At 70.3% G+C, this 26,007-nt stretch carries 23 protein-coding genes and 1 pseudogene; 11 read left to right on the forward strand and 13 right to left on the reverse strand.

Annotated elements, in window-relative coordinates:
* Positions 1-51: 51 nt before the first annotated feature.
* The 3 genes from BM388_RS01040 to BM388_RS01050 form a co-directional block, all read right to left on the reverse strand.
* Positions 52-660: a hypothetical protein gene (locus BM388_RS01040; RefSeq protein ID WP_089846281.1), complete on the reverse strand. Its 609-nt coding sequence runs from the start codon at positions 658-660 to the stop codon at positions 52-54.
* A gap of 58 nt (positions 661-718) precedes the next feature.
* The gene (locus BM388_RS01045; protein WP_089846282.1) at positions 719-1,654 is read right to left on the reverse strand and encodes a ketopantoate reductase family protein; all 936 of its coding nucleotides are present in this window, start codon (positions 1,652-1,654) and stop codon (positions 719-721) included.
* Positions 1,655-1,758: 104 nt separating this feature from the next.
* Positions 1,759-3,696, reverse strand: coding sequence for a DNA topoisomerase III (locus BM388_RS01050; protein ID WP_089846284.1), 1,938 nt, complete (start codon positions 3,694-3,696; stop codon positions 1,759-1,761).
* Between the two features lie 118 nt (positions 3,697-3,814).
* Here BM388_RS01050 and BM388_RS01055 point away from each other — a divergent pair, with 118 nt between their 5' ends.
* Both BM388_RS01055 and BM388_RS01060 read left to right on the forward strand, forming a co-directional pair.
* Positions 3,815-5,065 (forward strand): ABC1 kinase family protein, encoded by a 1,251-nt coding sequence (locus BM388_RS01055; protein ID WP_089846286.1) that lies wholly within the window; start codon positions 3,815-3,817, stop codon positions 5,063-5,065.
* A gap of 64 nt (positions 5,066-5,129) precedes the next feature.
* Entirely contained in the window at positions 5,130-6,959 is a 1,830-nt protein-coding gene (locus BM388_RS01060; RefSeq protein WP_089846288.1) for an SEC-C domain-containing protein, read from the forward strand.
* A gap of 58 nt (positions 6,960-7,017) precedes the next feature.
* On the opposite strand, the gene BM388_RS01065 is transcribed toward BM388_RS01060, so the two are convergent.
* On the reverse strand, positions 7,018-8,379 hold the full coding sequence (locus BM388_RS01065) for an AmpG family muropeptide MFS transporter (RefSeq protein ID WP_089846290.1): 1,362 nt from the start codon (positions 8,377-8,379) through the stop codon (positions 7,018-7,020).
* A gap of 209 nt (positions 8,380-8,588) precedes the next feature.
* Between BM388_RS01065 and rfaH the strand changes: the two genes are divergently transcribed.
* The 5 genes from rfaH (at position 8,589) to ccoM (ending at position 11,768) form a co-directional block, all read left to right on the forward strand.
* A complete protein-coding gene (gene rfaH, locus BM388_RS01070; protein ID WP_089846293.1) occupies positions 8,589-9,131 on the forward strand; it encodes a transcription/translation regulatory transformer protein RfaH in 543 nt (180 codons plus the stop codon).
* 44 nt (positions 9,132-9,175) lie between these two features.
* Positions 9,176-9,682: an FKBP-type peptidyl-prolyl cis-trans isomerase gene (locus BM388_RS01075; protein WP_089846296.1), complete on the forward strand. Its 507-nt coding sequence runs from the start codon at positions 9,176-9,178 to the stop codon at positions 9,680-9,682.
* A gap of 129 nt (positions 9,683-9,811) precedes the next feature.
* Entirely contained in the window at positions 9,812-10,129 is a 318-nt protein-coding gene (locus BM388_RS01080; protein WP_089846298.1) for a hypothetical protein, read from the forward strand.
* On the forward strand, positions 10,126-11,484 hold the full coding sequence (locus BM388_RS01085) for a PqqD family protein (protein WP_139233881.1): 1,359 nt from the start codon (positions 10,126-10,128) through the stop codon (positions 11,482-11,484). The genes BM388_RS01080 and BM388_RS01085 overlap by 4 nt, the downstream gene beginning before the upstream one ends.
* 167 nt (positions 11,485-11,651) lie before the next feature.
* Positions 11,652-11,768, forward strand: a complete 117-nt coding sequence (gene ccoM / locus BM388_RS18140; RefSeq protein WP_281245157.1) for a cytochrome c oxidase subunit CcoM — start codon at positions 11,652-11,654, stop codon at positions 11,766-11,768.
* Between the two features lie 133 nt (positions 11,769-11,901).
* On the opposite strand, the gene BM388_RS18235 is transcribed toward ccoM, so the two are convergent.
* The 8 genes from BM388_RS18235 to BM388_RS01125 all read right to left on the reverse strand — a co-directional run bounded on the left by BM388_RS18235 (position 11,902) and on the right by BM388_RS01125 (position 19,949).
* Positions 11,902-12,636, reverse strand: a complete 735-nt coding sequence (locus BM388_RS18235) for a transglycosylase SLT domain-containing protein (protein ID WP_425431898.1) — start codon at positions 12,634-12,636, stop codon at positions 11,902-11,904.
* Positions 12,572-14,281: a proline--tRNA ligase gene (locus tag BM388_RS01095; protein ID WP_089846303.1), complete on the reverse strand. Its 1,710-nt coding sequence runs from the start codon at positions 14,279-14,281 to the stop codon at positions 12,572-12,574. The genes BM388_RS18235 and BM388_RS01095 overlap by 65 nt, the downstream gene beginning before the upstream one ends.
* Before the next feature lie 163 nt (positions 14,282-14,444).
* Positions 14,445-15,317, reverse strand: a complete 873-nt coding sequence (locus BM388_RS01100; protein ID WP_089846305.1) for an N-acetylmuramoyl-L-alanine amidase — start codon at positions 15,315-15,317, stop codon at positions 14,445-14,447.
* Between the two features lie 3 nt (positions 15,318-15,320).
* Positions 15,321-16,076 carry a DUF3307 domain-containing protein gene (locus BM388_RS01105; protein ID WP_089846307.1) on the reverse strand — a complete coding sequence of 252 codons (756 nt, stop codon included), beginning with the start codon at positions 16,074-16,076 and terminating at the stop codon, positions 15,321-15,323.
* Positions 16,073-16,735, reverse strand: a complete 663-nt coding sequence (locus tag BM388_RS01110; protein ID WP_089846309.1) for a hypothetical protein — start codon at positions 16,733-16,735, stop codon at positions 16,073-16,075. Before BM388_RS01110 ends, BM388_RS01105 begins: the two co-directional genes overlap by 4 nt.
* Positions 16,736-16,913: 178 nt before the next feature.
* Positions 16,914-18,092 (reverse strand): vWA domain-containing protein, encoded by a 1,179-nt coding sequence (locus BM388_RS01115; RefSeq protein ID WP_089846311.1) that lies wholly within the window; start codon positions 18,090-18,092, stop codon positions 16,914-16,916.
* 3 nt (positions 18,093-18,095) lie between these two features.
* A complete protein-coding gene (locus BM388_RS01120; RefSeq protein WP_089846344.1) occupies positions 18,096-18,941 on the reverse strand; it encodes an AAA family ATPase in 846 nt (281 codons plus the stop codon).
* A gap of 117 nt (positions 18,942-19,058) precedes the next feature.
* Complete coding sequence (locus tag BM388_RS01125; RefSeq protein ID WP_089846313.1) at positions 19,059-19,949, reverse strand: NAD(P)-dependent oxidoreductase; 891 nt, start codon at positions 19,947-19,949, stop codon at positions 19,059-19,061.
* 209 nt (positions 19,950-20,158) lie between these two features.
* On the opposite strand from BM388_RS01125, the gene BM388_RS01130 reads away from it, so the two are divergent.
* From BM388_RS01130 to BM388_RS01140, 3 genes are read left to right on the forward strand one after another with little or no spacing between them, the layout of a single operon-like run.
* Entirely contained in the window at positions 20,159-20,929 is a 771-nt protein-coding gene (locus BM388_RS01130; RefSeq protein ID WP_089846315.1) for a metallophosphoesterase, read from the forward strand.
* Positions 20,926-21,228: a DUF1294 domain-containing protein gene (locus BM388_RS01135; RefSeq protein WP_089846317.1), complete on the forward strand. Its 303-nt coding sequence runs from the start codon at positions 20,926-20,928 to the stop codon at positions 21,226-21,228. The genes BM388_RS01130 and BM388_RS01135 overlap by 4 nt, the downstream gene beginning before the upstream one ends.
* Positions 21,229-21,266: 38 nt before the next feature.
* Positions 21,267-23,639, forward strand: coding sequence for a DNA polymerase II (locus BM388_RS01140; protein WP_089846319.1), 2,373 nt, complete (start codon positions 21,267-21,269; stop codon positions 23,637-23,639).
* 51 nt (positions 23,640-23,690) lie between these two features.
* Here the strand turns inward: BM388_RS01140 and BM388_RS01145 are convergent, their stop codons facing one another.
* The gene (locus BM388_RS01145) at positions 23,691-25,478 is read right to left on the reverse strand and encodes an ABC transporter transmembrane domain-containing protein (protein WP_089846321.1); all 1,788 of its coding nucleotides are present in this window, start codon (positions 25,476-25,478) and stop codon (positions 23,691-23,693) included.
* A 281-nt stretch (positions 25,479-25,759) separates the two neighbouring features.
* Between BM388_RS01145 and BM388_RS01150 the strand changes: the two are divergent.
* Positions 25,760-26,007, forward strand: a pseudogene (locus BM388_RS01150) (hypothetical protein); the annotation flags it as partial.

Below are 26,007 nucleotides of genomic sequence, written 5' to 3' on the forward strand. Positions count from 1 at the left end.
CGGGGCGAGATCGTTTAAGTGTGGGAATCAGAGGTTCTTGGACTCAGAATCTCAGAAGGGAAGGTGAATCGAGGCGGTCATCAGGTTGAGGTGCACCATGGCCGGGGCATCGATCTGTTCGAATTCGAGGCGGCTGACCACCTGGCGAAACTGCAGGCGAGCCCCGAAGCCCTGGGTCCGCGCCGTGCCGCGACGTTGCGCGGCGCGATCGTCGGAGCCGATGGGGTCGCCCTGCCACTCCGCGAGACCCGCCTTGGCATAGAGGCCGAGGGCGCCGACGCGCACACCGGCCAGCAGGCTGCCGCCGAGGCTGGTGGTGTCGTGAAGCCGCGAACCGTCTTCTCCGGTGATCGGCACGTTATCGCTGCGCTGATAGCTGACCTCGGCGCCCAGATCGAGGCGCGGCAGGTTCTTTGGGGTGAAGCCGGCGGTGAGGCGAAAGCCGGAAGTGGCGCCATCGGGGCTAGCGACGTCGTCGCCCTGGACGAGCATGCCGTTATCGAGCAGCACCAGGGGTTGGGCGATGCCGCCGTAGGCGGGCATGTCGGCCTCGATCTCCGTGTCGGCGTCGAGTTCAAGCTCGAGGTCGGCCTGGCAGGGCAGGGCAATGACCGCCAGCAGGGCGGTCAGGGCGATGAGGAAGCGCGAATTCGGGTGCATGATCTCCGACCTTGAGTCGGCAGTGGGGATGCCGGCCCGGAATTATCACCCTCTCAATCTAGCAACCGCCTCCAGGTTGCGCCAATGCGTCGGCGCGCGCCCGCAGGGCGGTCAGATGATTGGCCAGATCGGGCGCCGCCAGGCCGTGCTGCTCGGCCGCAGAGAGCAGCGGCGCGAGGATCGCCTCGTGTTCGGTGAGGCGCCCGGCCTGGACGTCCTGCAGCATGGAGGCGCGGTTGGCGGCCGTCGCCTCGATGACCTGCCACACCAGGCGCCGCCAGCCCGCGATCGCCTCGCCATCGGGCGGTGCGATGCCCTCGGCGGCGAGGATGGGCGCGAGCTCGGCGAGCAGGGCCTCGACCCGGGTGCGGAAGGCGGCGTCGCGAAGCTCGCCGTTGCGGATGCCGAACCGGGCCACCAGCGGATTGATGGCCGCGTTGACGGCGAGCTTGCGCCACAGGCGCACCCGGATGTCGTCGACCGCCTCGGCGGGAAGGCCCGCCGAGGCGAGCGTCTCGGCCAGGCGCGCGGCGAGCTCGCCGTGGCGACCATCGAGACTGCCGAGGAAGGTGTGGCCGTGCCCGGCATGGGTCATCCGGGCATCGTCCTGGACGTGCGCTCCCTCGGTGGTGCTGGCACACAGCGCCGGCCCCGCGTGGCGCTCGCTGAGCCGCGGCTGGCAGGCGAAGCCGTTCTGCCACAGTACCAGCGGCACCCCCTCGGGCAGGTGGCCGGCCAGGGCGGCGTGGGCCGCCTCGGCGCCGTGCGCCTTGGTGGTGAGGTGCACCACATCGGGGAGCGGCGATGGCAGGGCCTCGATGTGGGCCACGTCGACGCGGCGCACGAGCGCCGCGTGCTCCGGGGTGATCAGCGTCTGCTCGGCGGGCAGCGTGCGGCGGGCGATCAGCGTCACCTCGGCCGTGCCGGCCAGCCGCAGGGCGATCAGTCGGCCCAGCGCGCCGGGGCCGACGATCCAGTGTCGCGTCAGGGTCATGGCACTTCTCCTCGAATTCGTGGCCGCGGCATCGTGGGCGGCAAGTGTCCGCGGCAAGCGTTCGCAGCACGCTTTTACAGCACACTAGGCGGCGGCGCGGTGCGTCATGTCTTCCGGGGGCGTTTGGCCGCGGCACCGCTGCGGCGGCGGGGGGCGCCGCGTTTCTTGCCGCTCTTGGCACTCTTGGCGCCAGGCTTGGGCGTCGGCGCCTGTTCGCCCTGGGCGCCGGCGAGCGCGGTGCGTATCCGGCCGGCGTCCGCGGCGCCGAGCAGGCCGCGCAGGTCCTCGATCAGCGCCGCCAGGAAGGGGGCCGGATCGTCGCCCTGCTCGGCGATGGCGCTCAGCCGCTGCTCCCACAGGGCGGTGCGCTCGGGACGCCCGGCCGCGTCGGGCAGTGAGGCGATCAGCGCGCTACCCAGCCGGCTGGCGCGCAGCGCCTTGGCCTGGCGCACCAGGTAGCCGCGCTCCACCAGGGTCTCGAGGATGCCGGCACGCGTCGCCTCGGTGCCCAGGCCGTCGTGTTCGCGCAGGGTGCGGCGCACCGCCGGGTCGTCGACGTAGCGGGCGATATTCATCATCGCCTTGATCAGGCTGGCGTCGGTGAAGGGCTCGGGGGCGCGAGTCTCGCGATCCTCCACGCCGGCCTCCGCCACCCGGCAGGCCTCGCCCTCGGTGAGCGGCGGCAAGGGCGGCGCCTCCTCGCGAGTGGTGAACAGCGGCTTCCAGCCGGGGTCGAGGATCTCCTGTCCCTTGGCGCGGAAGGGCTCCTCTAGGATCAGGAAGTCCGCCTTGACCTCGCGCACGGCCAGCGGCGGGTAGAACTGGGCCAGCACGTTGCGGGCGATCAGCCGGAAGACGTCGGCCTCGGCCTTCTCGAGACGCGCGAGGTCGGCGGGCTTGCCGGTGGGCGCCAGGGCGTGGTGCGCGCCGACTTGTTTGTCGTTCCAGGCCTTGGAGCGACGCGAGAAATCCGCGCCGGCGAGCCAGCCACGCAGGGTGTCATCGGCGCGACAGGCGCCCTCGAGCGTGGCCCGGGCGGCGGCGAAGTGCTCCTCGGGCAGGTAGCGACAGTCCGAGCGCGGGTAGGTGATCAGCTGATGGCGCTCGTAGAGACGCTGGCAGACGTCCAGGGTCGCCTTGGCCGAGAGCCCGTGGCGCCGCGCCGCGTCCACCTGCAGCGCCGAGAGCGAGTAGGGCAGGGGCGCGGCCTGGCGCTTGTCGCGGCTCTCCAGCTGGGTCAGCCGGCCCTGGGCGCCGGGCAGGCGCTCGGCCAGGGAGGCGGCGGGTTCCCGCGCCAGCAATCGCCCCTGATCGTCCAGGGGATGGGCTTCGCCGGGCTGCCACCAGGCCCTCAGCCGCCCCTGCGCGACGGCGAGATCGGCCCACAGCACGAAGAAGGGCGTGGGCCGGAAGTCGCGGATCTCGGCGTCGCGGCGCACGACGAGCCCCAGCACCGGCGTCTGCACCCGGCCCACCGAGAGCACCCCGTCGTGGCCGGCCTGTCGCCCGCTGACCGTCCAGGCGCGGGTCAGGTTGATGCCGTAGAGCCAGTCGGCCCGGGCTCGAGACTGGGCCGCCCGATAGAGAGGCGTGTAGCGGGCATTGTCCTCGAGCCGCCCCAGCGCCCGCTTGACCGCCGGACGGTTGAGGTCGCTGACCAGCAGGCGCGAGACCGGGCCCTTCCAGCCCAGGTGCTCGATCACCTCCTGTACCAGCAGCTGCCCCTCGCGGTCCGGGTCGCCGGCGTGAACCACCTCGCGGGCGTCCTTGAGCAGCTTGCGGATCACCGCCAGCTGGCCGCGCGCCTTGGGTCGGGGCATCAGCTTCCAGCGGCTCGGCAGGATCGGCAGGTGGTCGAGGCGCCACTGCTTGAGGGCGGGGTCGTAGGCGTCCGGCGGCGCCTGCTCCAGCAGATGCCCCAGACACCAGGTGACCGTGGTGTCGCCGACCACGACGGCCCCGTCGTGGCGGCGTGGGCTGCCGGGCAGCGCGTCGGCGATGGCCCGGCCCAGGCTCGGTTTTTCGGCGATGATCAGGCGCATGGCGGCTCGTCGGCGGAAATGACATGGACATTCTTCCAGTATTCTCGGCGCCTCGCCAGGTGTAAGCTGATCGCTAGGTGTACAATGGTTGTACAAATTCTCGAGAGGAGATAAGGCGATGCGCGAACGTGGCCGTACTCGACGCCTGCTGGGCCTCGGCGCCCGCACCGGCGGGGCGCTGATCCGCACCCGGTTGGGCGGACAGGCCGACTGGCGGGCCCTGGGCGAGGCGCTCTTCGAGGGGCTCTCGGAGCTCAAGGGGCCGGCCATGAAGCTGGCTCAGATCATGTCCCAGTGGGACGACCTCCTGCCGCCGGACCTCGCCGAGGAACTCGCCCGCCTCCAGCGTCAGGCCGAACCGATGCCCTGGGAGGGTATCCGGCGCACCCTGGTCGAGCAGTACGGCGATCTCGATGCGACGTTTCGCGAGATCGAGCACCGCCCCTTCGCCAGCGCCTCCATGGGGCAGGTGCATCGTGCCGTGACTCACGACGGCGAGACCCTGGTGCTCAAGGTGCAGTATCCCGGTCTCGCCGAGGTGCTGGAGAGCGATCTGGCCCAGGTGCGGCGCCTGATGCGTCTGGGGCGCTGGTTCAAGGTGCCCCAGGCGCGCCTAGATGCGCTGTTCGAGGAGCTGGCGGTGAGCCTGCGCGGCGAGCTCGACTATCATGCCGAGGCCGAGGCCGAGGCGCTGGCCCGCTATCGCGAGCGCTACGCCCATCTCGAGCGTCTGGTGATCCCCGAGCCGCTGCCCGAGTTCTCCGGCCCCCGGGTGCTGGCCATGCGCTACGTGGCCGGCACCCCGCTGCGTGATCTCGAGCAGGCCGATCATGAGCGGCGCCAGCAGGTGGCGACGACGCTTGCCGACTGGCTGACCGAGGAGCTCTTCACCCATGGCGAGCTGCACGCCGACCCCCACGCCGGCAATTTCGCCGCGGACGAGGCGGGGCGCCTGGTGATCTACGATCTGGGCGCGGTGATCCCGGTGCCGGAGGCACGCCTCACGGCGATGATGCATCTGCTCGAGGCGACCCTCGAGGGCGATGCCATGGCCATGGACGCCGCACTGCTCGAACTCGGTGGCCGCCAGGGGCAGGGTGCCCCGCTGTCGCTCTACCGCGAGTCGGCCGAGGCGGTGTCCCCGCTTTTCCAGCCCGGCGAGCAGGATTTCGGCGACGTGCGGGTGCATCGCCGGCTGCGCGATCTCTCCCCGAAGGTGTGGGCGGCCATGGACCGTCTGCAGCCGCCGGCGGATACCCTGCTGCTGTCACGCACCCTCAACGGCCACTACTGGAACCTGGTGCGCCTCGGCGCGCGTCTCGACATGCACGCCCGTACCCGCGCGCTGCTGCCTAGCGCGACGGTTTGAGCCACCTGCCCAGCCCGGCGGCAGGCTGGTAGACTGTGCCATTTTGTGGATTGCGGAGAGTGTGATGCTGGCAGTATGGGTGGAACAGCTGCTGGGCTTTGCCTCGGGGGCACTGGGCGCCATTCGTGAGGATGAGCGCTATCCGACGCTGATGGCCTGGGCCCGCAAGGAGGGACCGGCGCTGGTCGGCGGCGATCAAGCCCTGGCCCAGGCGCTGGCCCCTGAGCTGTGGTCACAGACGCCGCTGGCACGGCTCGATTTCGCCGCCGAGCCGCTGGCCCGGCCGGGGCGCAACGAGCCCTGCTGGTGCGACTCCGGGCGCAAGACCAAGCACTGCTGCGGGGCGGTCAGCCTGCCCGGGCACGTACCGACCCACCTGATGTGGATGCTCTCGCTGCGCGACTGGAAGGGCGATACCTTGAAGGCGGCGCTGGCCAGCGGCCAGGCGCCGGCCCAGGCCCTGCTGGAGGCCGGGCTGATCGCCGCCGAGTCGGGCCAGCGCGGGCGCGCCCAGCAGATTCTCGAGTCGCTGTTCGAGCGCGCCGACTGGCTGACGCTGCCCGAACAGGCCGAGCCCGCCTTCGAGATCCTCATCGATCTCTATCAGGAGCGCGGTTTCAATCGCAAGCGCGAGGCGCTGCTCGATGCGGTGCTCGATCGCGGGCCGCTGTTCCTGCGCGGCGTGGCCCTGGAGCGCCTCTGCCTGATGCACCTGGACAACGACGACCTGGACAGCGCCCGGGCGGCCTTCGTGCGCGCCCAGCAGGCGCTGCCCGACTCGCCGACGCTGGCCTACATCGAGGCCATGCTACTGCTCCACGAGGGGCACGAGCAGGAGGCCGCGGAGCGCTCGCGTTTCTGGTTCCGGCGCCTGGCTCGCCAGGGCGACCTGGAGCCCGATCAGCTGCAGTTCCTGGCCGATCTCGCCGAGAACCCCGGTGCGACCCTGGCCGACCAGCTGCTCAGCGCCGAGGAGGATCTGGCCGAGCCGCTGGTGGCCCTGCAGGCGCTGCTCGCCGAGCTGCCCGTCGCCCCGCGCCTGGAGATCCGCCGCGACGCCGAGGGTGGCCTCGAGTACCACTCCACCGCCCGCGAGGACACCCTGTTCGCTGCCTGGCAGAAGGTCTTCCAGTCCCAGGTCGAGAGCGATGCGCCCATGGGCTTCGACGAGGATCCCTGGTCCCGTGCCGGCGAGTGGCTCCCCGCCCTCTGCTCTCATCCCGAGTGGCTGGATTCGCCGGCCGTGCTTCAGGCCCTGGCGCTGGCGCTGGCCAGCCGCTTCGGCAGCCTGCCGTGGATGGCGCCGAGCCTGTTCGAGCCGTTGGCGACCCGGCTCGAGCGCTGGCTCGAACAGGTCCGGGCCGAGGGCGAGGGCGGCTTCGTATGGGACAGCGCCGATAACGCCGTGCTGCTGCGCTCGGGCCTGGCCCTGGTGGTCGGCATGGAGCGTGGCGCCCGCGCCCGCTCACGGGAGTTGGCCGAGCGCCTGCTGACCCTGGACGCCCAGGACAGCCTGGGACTGCGCGAGCTGGTGCTCGACCAGCTGTTGAGAGAGGGGCGCGATCGCGCGGCCCTGGAGCTGAGTGTGCGCGAACTCGAGGGCGAGGACGACGAGGCGCCGCCGCTGGGCCTGCTGATGGGACGCGTGCTGGCGCTCTATCGCCTGGAGCGCCGGGACGAGGCCGACGCGGCGCTGGCCGAGGTGCGCCGACACAATACCCATGCGGTCCCGATGCTGTGTGCCGAGAACCCGCGCCCGGTCGGCGGCGGCGGTGATGGGGTCGCCGCGCCCGGTTCCCGGGCCGAGGCCTGGCAGTATCGAACCCTGATGCGCGACCAGTGGCGCACCACCCCGGGCGCGCTGGACTGGCTGCAGGGCCGACTGGGCGAGTGACCCGCCGGCCGCGCGCCGGCGTGGAGTGCAGGCTTGGATGCCGGCGAGCGAGCCGCGCTCAGGCCGCCCGCGGCGAGGCCATCAACGTCCGGTCGCGGCTGATCCAGATCGCCAGCAGCACAGCGGGCAGGCCGAGGACGGATGACACCATGAAGAAGGTGGCGTAGCCCTCGGCGTTGACCAGCAGGCCGCCGAAGCCGCTCAGGAACTTGCCGGGCAGGGTCATCAGCGACGAGAAAAGCGCGTACTGGGTCGCCGTATAGGCCCGCGAGGTGAGGCTCGACAGGAAGGCGATGAAGACGGCACTCGCCAGGCCGTTGGCCAGGTTGTCGCCGACGATGGCCATGACCAGCATCGCCACGTTCTGTCCCGCCAGCGACAGGGCCACGAACAGCAGGTTGGTCAACGCCGCCGCCGCCGCGCCCAGCACCAGGATCGGCCCGATGCCGTAGCGGGCCACCAGCAGCCCGCCGAGAATCCCCCCGCCGATGCTCATGGCGATCCCGAAGACGTTGGTGACGTTGGCGATGGTCGAAAGCGAAAACCCCAGGTCGATGTAGAGCGGGTTTGCCATCGAGGCCATGGCCAGGTCGCTGATCCGAAACACCGCCACGAACGCCAGCAGCCAGATCGCGCGCCGGCGATGGCGGGTGAAGAAGTCGGTGAAGGGGCAGACGATAGCGCCGATCACCCAGGCGACCAGGCGGCGCAGCGGCTTGGGCCGCCCGCGAGAGGCGCGCAGGAAGGCGCGCACCCGCGGCTCGTGGATCAGCTGGGTGCCGAGCGAGGTCCGTTGGGGCTCCGGGCGCAGCAGCACCGTGACCGCCCCGACGCCGACCAGCGCCGCCATGCAGAGGTAGGCGGCCTCCCAGGAGATCAGCGAGGCCACGTAGAGCGCCCCGGCGCCGGCGGCCAGCAGCCCCCCGCGGTAGCCGATGATGTAGGTCGAGGCCATGGCGGCCTGGACGTCGTCCGGGGCCGATTCGATGCGAAAGGCGTCGATGGCGATGTCCTGGGTCGCGCTGCCGAAGGCCACCAGCAGCGCGAAGGCGGCGACCAGCGGCAGGTGATCGACCGGGTCGACGCCGGAGAGCCCCACCAGGCCCGCGGCGATCATCGCCTGGGCCAGCAGCATCCAGCCGCGACGCTGACCGAAGTTGCGGGTCAGCAGCGGCAGGGCGAGCCGGTCCACCACCGGGGCCCAGAAGAACTTGATCGAATAGAGCATGCCGATCCAGGCGAAGAAGCCGATGGCCGCCACCTCGACGCCGGTACTGCGCAGCCAGGCCGAGAGCGTGGAGAAGACCAGCAGGAAGGGCAGGCCGGCGGAGAAACCCAGGAACAGCATGGTGATGACCGGCGCGCGCAGATAGATCACCAGGGCGTCATGCCAGCTGCGGCGAGCGGTGGGGGGCGACATGTCGGGGAGGACTCCTTGCGCCGGGGCGTGCGTTGTAACTCGAGGGCGGTCACGCAGGTCCCCGCCATCGATGATAAAATTGCCATCAGTCGCCGGACCAGCGGCCGTTCGGCCCATGTCGCCCGCGGGCCGATGCCCGGGTCTGACATGCGGTGGGATTGTTGCAGAGCACCGGCAGTGATGCCAGCAGGAAGCCGATCAGGAGCCATATGAGCGATTCAGAGATTCGTCACGAAAAGGCCGATGATGCCGTCCCCCGCTGGTACGTGATTCAGTGCAAAGGCGGGGAATCCTTCCGCGCCGCCGAGCACCTGACCAACCAGGGGTACGAGATATTCCATCCCGTGCTGCAGGTCCAGAAGAAGCGCCGCGGCAAGCTCGAGTGGGTCAGCGAACCGCTCTTTCCCTACTACCTGTTCATCCGGCTCGATCGCCTGGCCAGTAACTGGCGACCCATTCGCTCCACCCGCGGGGTGCTGAAGATCGTCACCTTCGGCCTCGCGCAGCCGGTGCCGGTCGGCGACTCGCTGATCACGACCCTGCTCGAACATGGCAGCGACGAGCAGGATGCGACCGCCAACGTCTACTTCCGCGCCGGCGACGCGGTGGAGATCACCGAGGGGCCCTTCAAGGACCTGCAGGCGGTGTTCGCAAGCCACAAGGGCGAGGAGCGCGCTATCGTGCTGCTCAACCTGCTGCACCAGCAGCAGCGCCTCGAGATGCCCGTCGGCCAGCTGCGCCGCCGCGACTAGCCGTCAGCCTCGTCGCCTATTCCTTCATTGCTCAAGGAGACCCCATGACCATCGCCCCGCAACGCGTCGTGACCCTGCATTACGTGCTCAGCGACCGGGACGGCAACGTCCTCGACGATTCCCGGGCTCGGTCGCAGCCGCTCGAGTACCTGCACGGCCACGGCAACATCATGGCCGGCCTGGAGCGTGATCTGGAGGGCCAGTCAGTCGGTGCCGAGCTCTCCGTCACCCTGATGCCGGCCGAGGCCTACGGGCTGCGCGACGAAGCGCTGGTGCGCGAGGTCGGGCGGCACGCCTTTCCCGCCCCCGACCTCGCCCCGGGCATGCGCTTCCAGACCCCCGGCGATGACGGCCCCGAGATCGTTACCATTCTCGAGGTGCGCGACGACGGCGTGATGATCGACACCAACCATCCCCTGGCGGGACACAGCCTGCGCTATCGTCTGGAGGTGCTCGAGGTCCGCGAGGCCACCCGCGCGGAGCTCGCCAAGGGCCATCCGCTGCCGCCCGGCACCGAGCCCGGCGAAGTGGAAGACAAGAAGATGGTCTGAGCGTCGTCGCCGGGCGACAGCGCCGGCGGCAATTTGCAGCGACTGGGGAAACGCGCGTGGGGCAGGCCGCGTCGCGGTCGACTCGCGGTAGGCTGGGCGCCTCGTTCAGCCACCCAGGGAAGCCCATCGATGAGCGACCACTCTGCCCCTTGCCCCCGCCGACGCAAGCTGCTGGCCACCCTCGGCCTGTTCGGCGTTGCCGCCTACGCGGCCCCGACCCTCTCCACCCTGGGGCAGGCCCAGGCCGGCGACTGGGACGACGGGCGCTGGCGGATCGTCTATGAAACCCACCCGGAGACCCGGGAGCGTCGCTACGTGGACGACTACCGAGAACATCGCCGTCACCGCCATCACAAGCATCACCGACGTCACCGGCACTCGAAGCACAGTCATAGCCATAGCCATAGCTTCAGCTATCCCAGCCACAGCTACCCCAGCCGCTGGTGAGCGCGCCGCATGCCAACGCTCGGAGCCTCGAGATCCTCAAGCCAGCAGGGCTCGAGGTGGCCCTGCGACTCGAGCAGGCGCCCGAGCTTGCCAAGGCGCTGCTCGGGGCGATGCCCGGCTGGCCGCTCGAAGCCGTGCAGGCCGCCCGCTCTTTGTGCCCTGCACCCTCGGAAGAGGCGCTCACCGCCTGGCGGGAAGCCAACGGCTATGCCCAGGCGGTGCCGGGGCGCGCGCATCCCCGTCGGCTCTCCGGCCCCGCCACCGCGGCGGCCAGCCTGATCGCCGACCTGATCGACCGGCTGCTCGAGTCGAGGCCCCACCAGAGCGGCCTGCACTGCGCCGCCGTGGAGATCGGCGGTCGGCTGGTGCTCTTTCCCGCCACCCATCGGTCGGGCAAGAGCCTGCTCAGCGCCGCCTTCGCCGCCGCCGGCTATCGCGTCTTCGCCGCCGCCGGCTATCGCGTCTTCGCCGACGACGTACTGATGCTTAGCGACGATGAGGGGGACAAGGGAGGCGACAAGGACGGGAGCAGGGGCCAAGGCCGCGCGCCGGGAGAATCAATGGGAAAGCCAATGGGCGAGGCGCTGGGCATCGCCCCCCGACTGCGCCTGCCCTTGCCGTCGCACCTCCCTGCCGACCTGGCGGCGTTCATCACCGCCCACGACGGCGTCTCGGATGAGCGTTATCACTATCTGGCCCTGAGCGACGACCGCCTCGCCGGCCACGGCGAGCGGCTTCCCATCGGCGCCATCGTGATGCTTGACCGCGTCCCCGGGACGCCGGCCCCGAGCCTGACGCGCCTCTCCCCTGGCGACGGCTTGTTACGACTGCTGGGCCAGAGCCTCGCCGGTGACGCGCACGATCCCGGGCGACTGGTCGAGCGGCTGCTGCCGATGATGCGGGGCCTGCCGTGCCGGTTGCTATGCTACGACGACCCAAAAGCGGCCGTCGAGCGGGTGGTGGCGGGACTGGCCGATGCTGAACGGGGTGAGGCGGGGCTGATCGACTCGCCCCTGGATGAGGCCGGCCGGTGCCCGCCCGCTGGGGCCACAGAGCGCGCATCGGCCATCGGCGTCCCGGGCGCGGCCTGGCGTCGCCGGCCGGTCGAGGCGGAGTACCCGCTGGGCGAGGAGCACTTCCTGGTCGATCCCCGGGGCGGAGTGCATCGCTTGAGCGCCGTGGCCGCCGGCATCTGGCGCCTGCTGGAGCTCGACGCCCTGAGCCTGTCTGAGGTGGTGGCGCTGCTGGCCGAGCGCTTCCCCACGGTCGAGTCCGCACGGCTTGCCCGGGACGTGGCGCGGCTCTTCGACGACCTGGCGGCGGCCGAGCTGATTGCGCCCGATGTCGAGCGCTGAGCGCGGCGTTTCACCGTCGATTTTGCTGTCGGTGCCCCCGAATCTGATCTGCGTCAATTCCCGCCGGCCCCTACTCCGGGGCCGGCGGAAAACTTGATGCAGGTCAGTTTGCGTCCCGTGATGCCGCGCTAAAGTGCATTCAACACATCGAGACGGGAGGACACACCATGTACTTGGATGACGCCGTAATTTTCGGACTTGTTACCGTCGCGATGATGATCGCTTTCATGGGGGGCTGGATCGCGTTCATCGTTCGCGATCACCATCGCAAGAACAAGCACTGATCCAGCCGCTTCACTAGTCGTCAGGGGAGGGGGGAGCTTTCCCCCCAGTAGCCGACCCACATGGGTCGGCTTTTTTTCGTCTGTACGTCTCTCATCTCGGTGTCGCCGCTTCGCCTGCTGGTAGCCTGACGTCTTATCGCCGGGCAGTGGCATGGCCGGCGTCCTGCACCGACCAGCGGTCGGCCAGGGCGCGCATCACTCGTTCCGGGTACCAGGTCTTGCCGAGGCTACCGTTGTAGCGCGCCAGCGCTCGGGTCAGGTCGCCGCGCTCGACGGCCAGGTAGTGGGCCAGGATCGTGCAGCCGTAGCGCAGGTTGCGGTGCGGGTCTTTGAGGTCGTCGGCGGGAAGGCCCAGTTCGCGGACCCAGAACGGCATGATCTGCATCAGCCCGACGGCGCCGGCCGAGGAGACGGCCTGGGCCTGGAAGGCGCTCTCCACCTGGATCACCGCCAGCACCAGCGAGGGCGACAGGCCCGCCAGGCGCGCCTCGTGGTGGACGCGGCCCAGCAGTTCCCGGCGACGGCCCTCATCCGGCACGTAGCGGGTGAGCCGCGGCGCCATGGCGTTCAGCCACTGGCGCGCCGCCCAGATATCGGCAGGCGAGGCGGGCGAGTCGCGTACGGCGTCGAGGGTGTCGCGCAGGCTGGCCGGCGTGGCCGGCAGGGCCCGCACGAAGGGGACTGGGTGGTCGGCGGCCTGGGCGTCGGTGGACAGGGCGGCCAGGAAGTCCCGGTCGCCCTGACCCAGGGCCGTCAGGGCCGGCAGGAGGCAGGCCGCCGCCAGGGCGGCGGCCCGATAGCGCCTAGATCGCGACCTTCGCGCGCAGGAAGTCGATGATCTCCCCGGCCGGTACCATGGTGGCGTCACTGTCACGGCGTCCCTTGTATTCGAGTTCTTCCTTGTCCAGCCCCCGATCGCCGACGACCAGGCGGTGGGGAATGCCCATCAGTTCATGGTCGGCGAAGCGCACGCCCGGGCGCAGGTCGCGATCATCCAGCAGCACCTCGAGGCCGGCGGCGGTGAGGGCCTGGTAGAGTCGCTCGGACTCCTCACGCACCCGCTGCGACTTGTGGGCGTTCATCGGCACCATGGCGACGTGGAAGGGCGCGATGGCGTCGGGCCAGATGATCCCGGCATCGTCGTGGTTCTGCTCGATGGCGGCGGCCACGACCCGGGTCACCCCGATACCATAGCAGCCCATCCAGGGGTGCACGGCGCGACCTTCGTCGCCCAGCACGGTGGCGTTCATCGCCTCGGAGTACTTCTGGCCGAGCTGGAAGACGTGGCCGACCTCGATGCCGCGCTTGATGGCGAGCTCGCCCTGACCGTCCGGCGAGGGGTCACCCTCCACCACGTTGCGCAGGTCGGCCACCTTGGGCAGCGCCACGTCGCGCTCCCAGTTGATGCCGAAGTAGTGCTGGCCGTCGACGTTGGCACCGGCGCCGAAGTCGCTCATCAGCGCCACGCTGCGATCGATGATGATCGGCATCTCGAGGTTCACCGGACCCAGCGAGCCCGGACCGGCCCCCACGGCGGCGCGAATCTCCTCCTCGGTGGCCATGGTCAGCGGGGCGGCCACCTCGGCGAGGTTCTCGGCCTTGACCTCGTTGAGCTCATGATCACCGCGCACCAGCAGGGCGACCAGGCCGCCCTCTGCGCCCTGGACCATCAGCGTCTTGATGGTCTTCTCGATGGGTAGGCCGTGCTGCTCGACCAGCGCCGCGATGGTCCTGGCATTGGGGGTGTCGACCAGGCGCAGTTCCTCGCTCGGGGCGGCGCGCTCGCCCTGGGGGGGCAGCGCTTCGGCCTTCTCCATGTTGGCGGCGTAGTCCGAGCCGGTGGAGAAGACGATGTCGTCCTCGCCGGAGTCGGCGAGCACGTGGAACTCGTGGGAGCCGGTGCCGCCGATGGCGCCGTTGTCGGCGATCACCGGGCGGAAGTCGAGCCCCAGGCGGGTGAAGATGCGCACGTAGGCGTCGTACATCGCCTGGTAGGTTTCCTTGAGCGAGGCCTCATCGACGTGGAAGGAGTAGGCGTCCTTCATGACGAACTCGCGGGAGCGCATCACCCCGAAGCGCGGCCGGATCTCGTCGCGGAACTTGGTCTGCACCTGGTAGAAGTTGGCCGGCAGCTGCTTGTAGCTGGCGATCTCCTTGCGGACCAGGTCGGTGATCACTTCCTCGTGGGTCGGACCGACGCAGTAGTCGCGGTCGTGGCGATCCTTGAGGCGCAGCAGCTCCGGGCCGTACTGCTCCCAGCGGCCGGACTCCTGCCACAGCTCCGCCGGCTGCACCGCGGGCATCAGCAGCTCCTGGGCGCCGGCACGGTCCATCTCCTCACGCACGACGCGCTCGACCTTGCGCAGGGTCTTGAGCCCCATCGGCAGCCAGGTATAGAGGCCAGAGGTGAGGCGGCGGATCATGCCCGCGCGCAGCATCAGCTGGTGGCTGATGACCTCGGCGTCGGCAGGCGTTTCCTTGAGGGTGGCGATCAACAGTTGACTGGCGCGCATGGGTCCGGGGTTTCCTCGAGCGGGGGCTTGTGCAGAAGCGGGTACGGGGCCGCACGGAGCGGCGACAATGACCCCGCATTGTACGGCCAACCCCGGTTGGCGGCAAAAGCCCGCTGGCAGGGCCCGTCGCGAGGGCCCGTCACGAGACTCGGCCCGCCGGGGCTCAGCGTCCCGGCAGGGCCTCGGGCCGGTAGCGCTCCAGCAGCGCCCAGAGGATCGCTGCGGTCTCGGCGTCGGGAAGGCCGCGGTAGTCGGCGGGGCGAAAGCGCATCTGGAAGGCGCGCAGCACCGCCCGGGTGGGCGGGTCGGCCTCGCCGGTGATCGCAAGGCCATAGCCCCAGGCCGCAAGCCCCTCCTGCAGGCGGGCAAGCGAGGGCGACTCGCCCTCGAAGCGGGTCCGCCAGCGGGCCACGGCGGAGGGCTCGGGCCAGGGCCCGATGCCGGCCTCATGCAGGCGCCGCCAGGGGAAGGCCGGACCAGGATCGATCTTGCGCATGGGGGCGATGTCGGAATGGGCCACCACGTTGGTGGCTTCGATGCCGTGGCGGTCGATGATGTCCCGGGACAGCGCGATTAGGGTGCTGAGCTGCTCCTCGGGGTAGGGCGCCCAGGCGATGGCACCTGCCCGGTCGGTCGCCAGGAGGCGCTCGACCTCGGCCGCGGTGCGATCCGGCCCGGCGTTGACGATCTCGATGCCGATGGAGCTGGCGTTGAGGTCCGAGCCTCCCTTCCAGCGGCTGGCGCCGGCGTGCCAGGCGCGCCGTGATTCATCCACCAGCTGGTAGACCCGACCCCTGGGCCCGCGCGGCAGCACGTAGTGGCTGCTGACGCGGGGGCCCGTCAGGGTGGCCAGCGCCTCGGCCTCGTCGCCGTCGGTGTAGTGCAGCACCAGGTGGCGGACCCGGCTGTTGTGGGAGGGCGCGACCTGGCTGTGGTCGACCGCGTAGCCCGCCCGGCGCTCCAGCGTCCCGGGGCCGGCACAGGCGCCCAGCATCAGCGTCAGGATGAGCAGAGGCAGCATCACACGGTAGCGCATGGCTCAGCCTCCCAGCGGCAGCAGGCGCACCAGCATGCCCAGCACCAGGGTCGTCGAGACGCTGAGCAGGGTGCCGAGCAGCACGTATTCGGTGAGCTTGCGGTCGCGGGTCTCGCGCAGGTCACCGAAGCGCAGCACCGACTTGGCGGCCAGCAGGAAGCCCACCGCGGTGAGCTGGTCCAGCAGCACCAGGGTCAGCACCAGCAGCCGTTCCAGCACGCCGATGCGCGCGCCGGCGCTGGCCAGGGTGCCGGTGTCCTCGAGCTCGGCGCTCCAGCGTCGCATGATCAGCGCGATGGCGATCGACAGCGGGCGCGTCACCAGCAGGTAGGCGGTGGCCACCCCCAGTACCGTCGGCGAGGCCAGCCAGGCGGCCAGCGTCTGCAGCGGGGCAAGGCTCTCCAGCCAGGCCAGCCAGAGGCCCGCCAGCACCAGCAGGTGGCCGGCCTGGTCGAGCAGGAACCAGCGCAGCTCGCCGGCCGGCAGCCGGGACTTGGCGAAGTCGATCAGCCAGTGGCTCGCGCCCACCGCGAGCGCGCCGAGCACCGCGGCGGCCGGCCCTCGTGACGCGTCGCCGGCGGCCACCAGCAGCACGCCTCCTGCGAGCAGGCCGTGCAGCAGGGCATGCAGCAGCAGGCGTGGGGAGCGCTGGTGCAGGCGGTAGCGCTCCTCCACCCAGCGCCTGGGCTGCAGCAGGAAGTCGCCCACCAGGTGGGCCAGCACCAGCGCCATGAGCAGCGAGAGGGCCTCGGGGCTCATGGCGTCGGACCTGATGTCGACGGTTCCCGGTCGTCGAGCCGCCGGCGCAGGTAGGCGAGGCTGTCGGAGAGCAGCGCCCAGCGCGCGGCCCGCAGGCGCTTGTGAACGCTGGGCTGGGAGATGCCCAGGCGTTCGGCGAGGGCCTGCTGGGAGACCGGCTGGGGAGTGTCATGGCCCAGGCTCAGTCCGACGACCTCGGCCGCATAGGGAGACCAGCCATCGAGCAGGTCGTCGATGAAGCGCAGCAGCAGGCCGAGCCCCTCGTCCTCGGCTTCGTCGAGCAGGGTCAGGGCCAGGTGGCCGGGAGTGCTCGAGAGCGCATCCAGGGCGCGCCCCGAGGCGATGAAGGTCTCGCCGTCGGCCTCGTTCATCCCTGGCTCCGCCGGTCCGACCGCCACGGCGATACGCGCATCCCAGCGCTGGTGGGGTTCCGAGTGCTCGATCAGCGCCGCCCGCAGGGTCACGGCGGCCTCCATGGCCGTCGCTGCACGGGGCAGGGCGAGCTGGAAGCCGTCGCCGCGGAAGCGCTCGCCGTGGCCGCCGTGGCGGGCCGCGAGCGTCGCCAGGGTATCCTCCAGCCGTCGGTAGAGCCGCGGCCGGTCGGCGACCTTGCGGGACTCGATCACGTCGCCGGTGAGCACGGCGATTCGTCTTGGCATGGCGCACTCTCCGCAGGGCTCTACCGCCAGCATAGCCGTGGAGGCCTATAGTGCAACGTGATAGCCCTTAAAGGCTATAAATTGGTTTTATAGCGATTAAGGGCTATGGCAGGGCTTGTCTAGAAGAGCTTCCCAGAAGGGCTTCCCAGGAGGGCTTCCCAGGAGAACTTCAGAACGGCTAGCGAGCCAGCTCGCCCATGGCGCGCTCCAGCCCCGCCAGGGTCATGGGGTACATGCGATCCTCGATCAGCTCGCGGATCAGCCGGGTGGAGTGGGTCACTTCCCAGGCGCGCGGCGGGAGCGGGTTGAGCCAGACCAGGTGCGGGAAGGCAGCGACCAGGCGCTGGAGCCAGACGGCGCCTGCTTCGTCATTCATGTGCTCGACGCTGCCGTAGCGATGGGTCAGCTCGTAAGGTGACATGGCGGCGTCGCCGACGATCACGACCTGATAATCGCTGCCGTAGGTGTGCAGCACGTCCAGCGTCGGGATGCGCTCGCTGCCGCGTCGCCGGTTGTCACGCCACAGTCCCTCGTAGGGGCAGTTGTGGAAGTAGAAGGACTCCAGGTGCTTGAACTCCGAGCGCGCCGCCGAGAAAAGCTCCTCGCAGGCCCGTACGTGGTCGTCCATGGAGCCGCCCACGTCGAGCAGCAGCAGCACCTTCACCGCGTTGTGGCGCTCCGGGCGCATGCGCACGTTGAGCAGGCCGGCATCCCGGGCGGTCTCGCGGATGGTCGCATCGATGTCGAACTCCTGTGCCGCCCCCTGGCGGGCGAACCGCCTGAGCCGGCGCAGGGCCATCTTGATGTTGCGCGTGCCGAGTTCGAGGCTGTCGTCGTAGTCGCGAAAGCGCCGCTCGTCCCACACCTTCACCGCGCGGCGATGCCGCGAGCCGTCCTGGCCGATGCGGATGCCCTCGGGGTTGTAGCCGTAGGCGCCGAAGGGGCTGGTGCCGCCGGTACCGATCCATTTGTTGCCGCCGGCGTGGCGCGCCTGCTGCTCCTCGAGGCGCTGCTTGAAGGTCTCGATCAGCGTCTCGAGTCCGCCCAGGGACTCGATCCTGGCCTTCTCCTCATCGGAGAGCTGCTTCTCGAACTCGCGGCGCAGCCAGTCGTCGGGAATCATCGCCTCGATGGCGGCATCGAGGCTCGTGAGCCCCTCGAACCAGGCGGCGAAGGCGCGATCGAAGCGGTCGAAATGGCGCTCGTCCTTGACCATCACGGTGCGCGCCACCTGGTAGAAGGCCTCCATGTCGGCGAACACCACGCCGCGCTCGACCACCGCATGGAGGTCGAGCAGCTCGCGCAGCGAGACGGGCACCTCGTGGCGCTTGAGGGTCTCGAACAGGCCGATGAACATGGCTTAGCGGCCTTTCCTGCGCATCATGAACGCCAGCCGCTCCAGCAGCTGGGTGTCCTGTTCGTTCTTGACGAGCGCCCCGGCGAGCGGCGGGAGCGCCTTCGCCGGGTCGCGCTGATAGAGCGCCTCCTGGGCCAGCTCATCACTCATCAGCAGCTTCAGCCAGTCGACCAGCTCCGAGGTGGAGGGCCGCTTCTTGAGGCCCGGGGCCTGGCGCAGCTCGAAGAACACCTCCAGCGCCTCGCCGACCAGCCTCGGAGCGACGTCGGGGAAGTGCACGTCGACGATTGCCTGCATGGTCTCGCGGTCGGGGAACTCGATGTAGTGGAAGAAGCAGCGGCGCAGAAAGGCGTCGGGGAGCTCCTTCTCGTTGTTGGAAGTGATGACGATGATCGGACGGTGCGTCGCGGTGATGGTCTCGCCGGTTTCAAAGACGTGGAACGCCATGCGATCCAGTTCCTGGAGCAGGTCGTTGGGGAACTCGATGTCCGCCTTGTCGACCTCGTCGATCAGCAGCACCACCCGCTTATCCGCGGTGAAGGCCTCCCACAGTTTGCCTGGGCGGATATAGTTGCCGACGTCCTCCACGCCCTCGACCCCCAGCTGGGAGTCGCGCAGCCGGCTGACCGCGTCGTACTCGTAGAGCCCCTGGGCCGCCTTGGTGGAGGACTTGATGTGCCAGGTGATCAGCCGGGTATCCAGCGAGGCGGCCAGCTCCTCGGCCAGCAGGGTCTTGCCGGTGCCCGGTTCGCCCTTGATCAGCAGCGGCCGCTCCAGGGTCACGGCGGCGTTCACCGCCTGCTTGAGCGACTCGGTGGCCACATAGGTGGAAGTGGATTCAAACGCCATGGATCGGGCCTCGAAGTCGTGATCGTCGGAAATCAAACGAGTGTACGGTAGGGGTGGCTCATCGACAAACGACGTCGAGGAATGGCGTCACCGCCCAAGCGGACGAAACCGCCGCCGCTATTCCGCTTGACCGGCACCGCGGTAGGCCTCGACCAGGATGGCGGGGTCGTGCTCGGCGTGGCCGCGGGCGGCGTGGGTGCGCATCAGCTGCGCGGCCAGTCCGCTCATCGGCGTGGCGCTGCCGGCGCGCTGGCTCTGGGCCACCGCCAGGTCCAGATCCTTGAGCAGGGTGCGCAGGTGCCAGGGCGGGGCGTCGAAGTCGCTTGCCGCCATGCGCGGGGCGAGGATGCGAAACGGCGTCGAGTCGGCGAGGCCGCCGGCCAGCGCCTCGGTGAGTCGGGTCGCCTCCACGCCGCTGGCCTCGGCCAGGGCCACCATCTCGGCGATCACCGCCGCCTGGCAGCCGACGATCATCTGGTTGCACACCTTGGTCACCTGGCCGCTGCCCACCGGCCCCATGTGGGTCACCCGGGCGGAGAGCGGCGTCAGCACCGGGCTGATCGCCTCGATATCCTCCGCCTCGCCGCCGCACATGATGGCGAGGCTCCCCGTCTCGGCGCCGGCGACGCCGCCGGAGACCGGGGCATCGACCCAGCGCATGTCGCTCTCGCTCTGGAGCCAGTCGGCGAAGTCGCGTGTCGCCGCCGGGTCGCAGCTGGAAAGATCGATCAGGCGCTGGCCGGCGCGACCGTGCTGGGCCACGCCGCACTCGCCGAATACCACGGCTTCCACCACGGCGGTGTTGGCCAGGCACAGCAGCACCACGTCCACCTCGGCCATCAGCGCCTCGATTGAGTTCGCCACCCGGGCGCCGGCCGCGGCCACGCCGGCGGTCTTGTCCGGCGAGCGGTTCCAGACCGTGACGGTAAAGCCGGCTTCCAGCAGGCGGCGAGTCATGGGATCGCCCATCAGGCCGATGCCGATGAAGCCGATTCGTGGCTGGGACATGGAAGGTCTCCTGGCAAATGGGGTTGGAGACGCAGCATGCTTGATGGAAGGGTTTTTCAGCAACTCGGCCTGTCTGGCGAGGCTCGCTCCGCTTGACGGCTTTGCCGGCGGAGCGCAAGGAGCGACCGTCAGGTACCGAGCGTCCGGTAGTGTTCGTCCGGTCCGTGCCTCACACTGGAGCGAATGGCTCGTTGCACAGGGAACCGACGATGCGCCTCAGGCTTCTCTCCGACCTTCATCTCGAACACTTTGCCGAGGGGCGCGACCTGCCACGGGTCGACGCCGATGCCGTGGTGCTGGCCGGCGACATTCACACCGGCTGCCAGGGACTCGCCTGGGCGGCCGAACGCTTCGCGGGCACCCCGATCCTCTACGTCCCCGGCAACCACGAGTTCTACGGCACCGGCATGCCCCTGCTTCGACGGGAACTGGCCGCCGAGGCCGCACGGCTCGGCATCCACCTGCTGGACAACCGCTCGCTGACCCTGGGCGGCGTGCGCTTTCACGGCACCACGCTGTGGACCGACCTCGCCCTGTACGCCGGCCAGCCGGAGCACGACCCGGCGTTGACCGAGGCCAGGGCGCTGGCCCTGATGCCGGATTTCCGTATCATCGAGCAGCCCGACGGGGCGGTGTTCTGCCCGGCGGAGAGCCGGCGCCTGCATGCCGAGGCCCTGGTATGGCTGGAGGCTGAGCTGGCGCGGCCGTTCAGCGGCCCGAGGGTGGTGATCAGCCACCATGCCCCCCTGGCCGACTGCATTCCGGCGCGCTACCGAGGTGATCCGCTCTCTCCGGCCTTCGCCTCCCATCTGCCGCAGTTGATGGGCCGCATGGACCTCTGGCTCCACGGTCATGTCCACGAGCCGGTGGACCTCGTGGCCGGCGGGACACGCGTGATCGCCAACCCCGGCGGCTATCCCGACGAGTTCGTCCCGCCGCTCTTCATGCCCGACCTGATCATCGAGGTGCAAGCCCCATGACGCTGCTCATCGGTACCTACCTGCTGGCCAGCCTGGCAGCGGTGCTCCTCTATGGTATCGACAAGGCCGCGGCCCGACGTGGCGAGCGGCGCATCCGCGAGTCGACCCTGCACCTCGTCGCCGTCGTCGGCGGCTGGCCGGGCGCGCTCCTGGCCCGGCGCGGGTTTCGCCACAAGACCCGCAAGCAGCCTTTCGGCAGGATCCTGTGGAGCTGTGCGGCCCTGAACCTCGGCCTGGTGGCATGGCTGGTAACGGCGGACGCCGCCGTCGGCCTGCGGCGCCTGGCGAGTCTCGAGTAGCCCCCTTGTCGAGCGATCATCTGACAGAGCGGGGCGGCATGACATGCCTCGGCTTCATCCTCACCCGACACTGGCGGGAGACGCCCGAGGGCGTCGAGGTCGCCTTCTGGCTCGCCACCGACGAGGGCCCGCTCGAGGTGCGCCTGCCGCCCCGGCCCTCGGTGGCCTTCCTGCCCGCCGAGCAGCGCGAGCGCGCCGAGGCGGTGCTGGCCGGCGAGCCGGGCGTCACCCTGCGCGAGCTTGCGCTGCGCGACTTCCGGCGGCGCCCGGTGCTGGGCCTCTACTGCCCGGAGCAGCGCCGGCTGGGCCGCCTGGAGCGACGCCTCGAGGCGGCCGGCGTGACGCTCTTCGAGGCCGATATCCGCCCGCCGGAGCGCTACCTGATGGAGCGCTTCATCACCGCGCCGGTGGCGGTCACCGGCATGCCCGACGGGGAGGGGCGACTGGCCGCGGCGGGCCTGGCGCCCGCGCCGGACTATCGGCCGCGGCTTCGGCCGGTATCGCTGGACATCGAGACCAGCGCGCAGGGTGAGCTCTATTCGATCGCGCTCGAGGGCTGCGGGCAGCGCCAGGTATTCATGCTGGGCCCGCCCAACGGCCGCGACGAGGAACGCGACTTTCGCCTCGACTACTGCGACAGCCGCGCGGCGCTGATCGAGGCGCTGAACGCCTGGATCGCCGAGCACGACCCGGACGCCATCATCGGCTGGAACCTGGTGCAGTTCGACCTGCGTATCCTCCACGAGCATGCCCGCCGGCTCGGCGTGACGCTGCGGCTGGGTCGCGGCGGGGCCGAGATGGAGTGGCGGGCCCACGGCCGTGAGGCCAACCACTACTTCGCCTCGGCGGCGGGGCGGCTGATCATCGACGGCATCGAGGCGCTGCGCTCGGCCACCTGGCACTTTCCCTCCTTCAGCCTGGAAAGCGTGGCGCAGACGCTGCTTGGCGAGGGCAAGGCCATCGAGACGCCTTACCAGCGCCTGGACGAGATCCTGCGCCGGTTCGCCGAGGACAAGCCGGCACTGGCGCGCTACAACCTCAAGGACTGCGAGCTGGTGACGCGGATCTTCGCGCACACCGAGCTCTTCGCCTTCCTGCTGGAGCGCGCCAGCGTCACCGGGCTCGCGGCCGATCGCAGCGGCGGCTCGGTGGCGGCCTTCACCCATCTCTACCTGCCGCGGCTGCACCGGCTGGGCCTGGTGGCGCCGAACCTCGGCGCGGGGGAGGCCGCCGAGAGCCCCGGCGGCTTCGTCATGGACTCCCGCCCCGGCCTCTACGACTCGGTGCTGGTGCTCGACTTCAAGAGCCTCTATCCGTCGATCATCCAGAGCTTCCTGATCGACCCCGCGGGGCTGGTGGAGGGGCTCGCCGAGCCCACGGGCGAGGCCTCGGTGCCGGGCTACCTGGGCGCGCGCTTCTCTCGCACCCGCCACGCCCTGCCGGGCATCGTGGCGCGGGTCGGTGAAGGGCGCGAGGCCGCCAAGCGGGCCGGCAACGCGCCGCTCGCCCAGGCACTCAAGATCATCATGAACAGCTTCTACGGCGTGCTGGGCTCGAAGGGCTGTCGCTTCTTCGATGCGCGCCTGGCCTCGTCGATCACCATGCGCGGCCACGCCATCATGCATCGCACCCGTGAGCTGATCGAGGCCGAGGGATATACCGTTATCTACGGCGATACCGACTCCACCTTCGTCTGGCTCGGGCGCGAGCATCCGGAGGACCAGGCGGCGGCGATCGGCCGGCGCCTGGTGGCGCGGGTCAACGCCTGGTGGCGCGACCACCTCGCCGTCGAGTATGGCCTCGTGAGCGCCCTGGAATTGCAGTTCGAGACCCACTACCGGCGTTTTCTGATGCCGACCATCCGTGGCGCCGAGGCGGGCAGCAAGAAACGCTACGCCGGGCTCGTCCGCGACGCCGCGGGAGAGGAGCGGATGGTCTTCAAGGGCCTGGAGACGGTGCGCAGCGATTGGACGGAGCTCGCCAAGGAGTTCCAGCAGGAGCTCTACCGGCGCGTCTTTGCCGGGGAGCCGTGGCGGGCGTACGTGCGGGACTTCGTCGGCGACTTCCTGCGCCGGTCCCGGGAAGGCGAGGAGGACGAGCGGCTGATCTATCGCAAGCGGCTGCGCCGGCGCCTCGACGAGTACCACCGCAACGTGCCGCCCCACGTGCGCGCCGCCCGGCTCGCCGATGAGCACAATGAGCGGCTGGGCCGGCCGCGCCAGTACCAGCGAGGGGGCTGGATCCGCTACGTGATGACGGTGGCCGGCCCGGAGCCCCTGGAGCGCCGGCAGGCGCCGATCGACGCCGACCACTACCTGACCCGCCAGCTCCAGCCGGTGGCCGACGCCATCCTGCCCTTCGTGGGCGACGACTTCACGGCGCTGATCGACCGCCAGCTGGGGCTGTTCTGAGCCCGGGGTTGTGAGCGTTGGCGAGCCTCGGCGAGTGCCGGTGGGAAAAGCTCAGCGCTCGCCGCTGGCCGCCGGCAGGGCGTGCCGGCCGAACTGCAGCTCGGCGAGGTGGCGATAGAGCGGGCTTCGCTCGAGCAGCTCGGCGTGGCGCCCGGCCGCCACCAGGCGCCCCTCGTCCATTACCAGCAGGCGGTCGGCGGCGACCACGGTAGCCAGCCGGTGGGCGATGACGAGGCTCGTGCGCTCGGCCATCAGCCGGTCCAGCGCCTCTTGCACCAGCCGTTCGCTCTCGGCGTCCAGGGCGCTGGTGGCCTCGTCGAGCAGCAGCACGCGGGGATCCTTGAGCAGCGCCCGGGCGATGGCCAGGCGCTGGCGTTGCCCGCCGGAGAGCTGCACGCCGCCGGGGCCGAGCGGGGTATCGAAGCCCTGGGGCAGCGCCTCGATGAAGCCCAGGGCGTTGGCGTCCCGCGCCGCCTGACGCAGGGCGTCGCGGTCCGCATCGCCCCGGCCGAAGCGCAGGTTATCGGCCACGCTGCCGCTGAACAGCACCGGCTCCTGGGCCACCAGGCCGAGGCATGAACGCAGCGCGCGAGGATCGAGGTCCCGCAGGTCGATGCCGTCCAGGCGCAGGGTGCCCCGGTCGGGATCGTGGAAGCGCAGCAGCAGCGCTAGCAGGGTGCTCTTGCCGGCCCCTGAGGGGCCCACCAGGGCGACCCGCTCGCCGGGCGCGATGGTAAGATCGAACGCCGCCAGCGCCGGCGTCTCCCGGCCGGGATAGGTGAAGCTCACCCCCTCGAGCCGGAGCTCGCCGCGCAGCGGGGCGGGCAGGGGCGTGGGGGGCGCCGGGGCGCGGATCACGGGGCGCGTCTCCAGCAGCTCCAGCAGCCGCTCGGCGGCGCCCGCGGCGCGCTGCACGTCGCCCGCCACCTCGGCCAGCGTCGCCACGGCCCCGGCGGCCAGCACCGCGTAGAAGACGAAGGCCGAGAGTTCGCCGGCGGTCATGCTGCCGGCCAGCACCGCCTGGCCTCCCTGCCAGAGCATCACGCCCACCGCGGCGAAGACCGCCAGCAGGGCGCCGCCGGTCAGCCAGGCACGCTGGCGCGTACGTGCCACGGCGGTGGCGAAGGCCGACTCGACACGCGCGCCATAGGCCCGGCGATCGCTCTGCTCGTGATTGAAGGCCTGAACGGTGCGGATGCCCGCCAGCGCCTCGCCGGCATAGCGCCCCAGCTCGGCCACTCGATCCTGGCTGAAGCGCGACAGCCGCCGCACCCGGCGCCCGAACCACAGGATCGGCAAGACCGTGGCCGGAATGCCCAGCAGCACGATGGCCGAGAGCCACGGCTGGGTCACCAGCATCAGCGCCACGGCGCCCGTCAGCATCAGCGCGTTGCGCAGTGCCAGCGAGATCGAGGAGCCGAACAGGCTCTGCAGCACGCTGGTGTCCGCCGTGAGTCGCGAGGAGATCTCCCCGGCGCCGCCTTCGCCGCTGCTGCTCTCGAAGAAGCCCGGCTCCAGCTCGAGCAGGTGATCGAAGACGCGGCGGCGCAGGTCGGCGGCCAGCCGCTCGCCGATCCAGGTGACCAGGTAGTAGCGCAGCGCCGAGGCGATCGCCAGCACCGCCACCACGGCCAGCATGCCCCCAAGGACCTGGTTGAGCTGGCGAGGGTCCCGGGCCAGGAAGCCCTGGTCGATCACCAGGCGCAGCCCCTGGCCGAGCAGCAGTACGCTGCCCGCCGCGGCGAGCAGCGCCAGGGCGGCCAGTGCCACGCGACCCCGATAGGGAGCGAGAAGAGATAGCAGCCGCAGCAGCACGCGGGGATCGGGACGGTCGGTCATGGGGCTCTCGTGAGGATCGCCTGTTGGCAGTGTCGCGACCATAACAGCCCGCGAGGCGCGCTGCATGACGCCACGGTCACGCCGCAGGGCCATCGCTGATCGCGGAGTTGCTCGGGGCTGATTCGGCGACAGGTCTTCGAGGGGGCGCTGTGAACCCCTCCCTGGGCGCTACCAACGCCATCCTTGGCGTAGACATGATGGATTGACCTGCCCCTCCTCAACGTCGTGGGTTACGTTGAGGTTGGGCAACAACACAGAGCCACTATTGAGGGAGGCAGGTCATGACACAGTCTAACGCAACTCAGCAGGTCGTTGTGGAGCGCACTGCCGCCGAGCGGCTCAGCGCCGCCAGCGACGTCCATGCCGCCTATATCGGGCTGGATGTGCATAAGGCCAGCATTGCGGTATCCATCGCCGAGGCGGGACGGCATGAGCCGGAGTTTCGTGGTGAGATCGCCAATGAGCCCACGGCCATCGACACGCTGATCCGCCAGCTGAGCCAGCGCTTCGCGGGGCAGCCTCTGCTGTT

Source organism: Halomonas saccharevitans, from assembly GCF_900116405.1.
In the GTDB taxonomy this organism is placed as follows: domain Bacteria; phylum Pseudomonadota; class Gammaproteobacteria; order Pseudomonadales; family Halomonadaceae; genus Halomonas; species Halomonas saccharevitans.

Coding starts and splice junctions, on each gene's coding strand:
- BM388_RS01040 (WP_089846281.1), bottom strand. CDS start 660: ATGCACCCGAATTCGCGCTTCCTCATCGCCCTGACCGCCCTGCTGGCG.
- BM388_RS01045 (WP_089846282.1), bottom strand. CDS start 1,654: ATGACCCTGACGCGACACTGGATCGTCGGCCCCGGCGCGCTGGGCCGA.
- BM388_RS01050 (WP_089846284.1), bottom strand. CDS start 3,696: ATGCGCCTGATCATCGCCGAAAAACCGAGCCTGGGCCGGGCCATCGCC.
- BM388_RS01055 (WP_089846286.1), top strand. CDS start 3,815: ATGCGCGAACGTGGCCGTACTCGACGCCTGCTGGGCCTCGGCGCCCGC.
- BM388_RS01060 (WP_089846288.1), top strand. CDS start 5,130: ATGCTGGCAGTATGGGTGGAACAGCTGCTGGGCTTTGCCTCGGGGGCA.
- BM388_RS01065 (WP_089846290.1), bottom strand. CDS start 8,379: ATGTCGCCCCCCACCGCTCGCCGCAGCTGGCATGACGCCCTGGTGATC.
- rfaH (WP_089846293.1), top strand. CDS start 8,589: ATGAGCGATTCAGAGATTCGTCACGAAAAGGCCGATGATGCCGTCCCC.
- BM388_RS01075 (WP_089846296.1), top strand. CDS start 9,176: ATGACCATCGCCCCGCAACGCGTCGTGACCCTGCATTACGTGCTCAGC.
- BM388_RS01080 (WP_089846298.1), top strand. CDS start 9,812: ATGAGCGACCACTCTGCCCCTTGCCCCCGCCGACGCAAGCTGCTGGCC.
- ccoM (WP_281245157.1), top strand. CDS start 11,652: ATGTACTTGGATGACGCCGTAATTTTCGGACTTGTTACCGTCGCGATG.
- BM388_RS01095 (WP_089846303.1), bottom strand. CDS start 14,281: ATGCGCGCCAGTCAACTGTTGATCGCCACCCTCAAGGAAACGCCTGCC.
- BM388_RS01100 (WP_089846305.1), bottom strand. CDS start 15,317: ATGCGCTACCGTGTGATGCTGCCTCTGCTCATCCTGACGCTGATGCTG.
- BM388_RS01105 (WP_089846307.1), bottom strand. CDS start 16,076: ATGAGCCCCGAGGCCCTCTCGCTGCTCATGGCGCTGGTGCTGGCCCAC.
- BM388_RS01110 (WP_089846309.1), bottom strand. CDS start 16,735: ATGCCAAGACGAATCGCCGTGCTCACCGGCGACGTGATCGAGTCCCGC.
- BM388_RS01115 (WP_089846311.1), bottom strand. CDS start 18,092: ATGTTCATCGGCCTGTTCGAGACCCTCAAGCGCCACGAGGTGCCCGTC.
- BM388_RS01120 (WP_089846344.1), bottom strand. CDS start 18,941: ATGGCGTTTGAATCCACTTCCACCTATGTGGCCACCGAGTCGCTCAAG.
- BM388_RS01125 (WP_089846313.1), bottom strand. CDS start 19,949: ATGTCCCAGCCACGAATCGGCTTCATCGGCATCGGCCTGATGGGCGAT.
- BM388_RS01130 (WP_089846315.1), top strand. CDS start 20,159: ATGCGCCTCAGGCTTCTCTCCGACCTTCATCTCGAACACTTTGCCGAG.
- BM388_RS01135 (WP_089846317.1), top strand. CDS start 20,926: ATGACGCTGCTCATCGGTACCTACCTGCTGGCCAGCCTGGCAGCGGTG.
- BM388_RS01140 (WP_089846319.1), top strand. CDS start 21,267: ATGACATGCCTCGGCTTCATCCTCACCCGACACTGGCGGGAGACGCCC.
- BM388_RS01145 (WP_089846321.1), bottom strand. CDS start 25,478: ATGACCGACCGTCCCGATCCCCGCGTGCTGCTGCGGCTGCTATCTCTT.